The organism is Bacillus sanguinis (genome assembly GCF_018332475.1).
Classification (GTDB): Bacteria; Bacillota; Bacilli; order Bacillales; family Bacillaceae_G; genus Bacillus_A; species Bacillus_A sanguinis.
Window position 1 is genome coordinate 1 of record NZ_BOQB01000370.1, and the last position, 1,224, is coordinate 1,224.

Below are 1,224 nucleotides of genomic sequence, written 5' to 3' on the forward strand. Positions count from 1 at the left end.
TTCTAAAAATGAAAGTAAAAAGAAACGCTAGTAGAAAAGAACTTATAGACGAACTTTCTAATATTGTTACGATTTCTATGGACTCATTTATGGATGCAGAATCTAATGATTTATTTTGTAAAGAATTATTTAATACGCTAAAACAAAATTCAAACATTAAAATTTTTGGTAGCACTGATTATAAAGAAAATGGAAGATTATCAATAGCACTGTTAAAAGAAACAGCTAAAACCATTAAATTTCCAGTTGATCAAGGGAGACTCTTTTTCTCTAAAGGTGGTAAATTTGAAGCAGTTAAACTGAACATTGCTGAAGTATTTGAGAATTTAGAAGAGTTATCAACCATATCAAGATTTCTAACTGGATATGCAGATTTTGTGTTAGCTGGGGATGATTTAGAATTCGGGATCGTTATTGAGCGCACTGAATACCACTACGAATTCAGTATGTGGGGGGTATCCACAATATAAAATACGAAAATACAAAAGACCACTTCAAAATGCGAGCGGTCTTTTTATTACTTTATCTATCAGTTTTTTCAAATCCCACTTATCAATACTCTTTTTAAGAACGTTTCTTCCTAGGACCTATAATCAATTTAATCGCCGTTCTTTCTTGATCATTAATAGTAACCTCTTGAAATGCTGGAACAAAGGCCAAATCAATACCACTTGGAGCAACAAACCCTCGTGCGATCGCAATTGCTTTAATTGCCTGATTTAAGGAACCCGCCCCAATCGCTTGAATTTCTACATTACCACTTGTTCTTAGTACACCTGCAATTGCACCTGCCACTGAATTTGGTTTTGATTTTGAAGATACCTTTAATATATTTTCCATGTAAGTTGCTCCCTCTATTATTTAATTACTCTTTCGTTACGGTATAAAATATTTCAACGTATCTTTAACTACTATTCACACCAAAAGCAAACAATGCTACATATGTACATTCATTCGATACTTTTCGTCTTCTTCCTGCTCTACTACGTAAATAAAGGAGAACAACTATAAAATCTAATATACAAATTTCCCAAACACTTATATCATTGCAACTGAGGATAACGTACTTCTACATGTAAAATTAAAATAAGCATTCCCGCTAGACTTTAACATTTCATAATATTCCACTGATATTTTTACCAAATCATTAACCTTTTCTTCTTCAAAAATTATTACAGCTACTATTCTATTACTATATTTCATCATATTAGCACTTTATACTCC

General features: G+C 31.8%; 2 protein-coding genes. One reads left to right on the forward strand and one right to left on the reverse strand.

Features of this window, described 5'->3' with window-relative positions; translation table 11 throughout:
• A partial coding sequence (locus tag KI369_RS26210) for a YxiF family protein (protein ID WP_238484961.1) occupies positions 1 to 470 on the forward strand: 470 nt, incomplete at its 5' end.
• Positions 471 to 564: 94 nt separating this feature from the next.
• On the opposite strand, the gene spoVS is transcribed toward KI369_RS26210, so the two are convergent.
• On the reverse strand, positions 565 to 840 hold the full coding sequence (spoVS, locus tag KI369_RS26215) for a stage V sporulation protein SpoVS (RefSeq protein ID WP_097952820.1): 276 nt from the start codon (positions 838 to 840) through the stop codon (positions 565 to 567).
• Positions 841 to 1,224 lie beyond the last annotated feature (384 nt).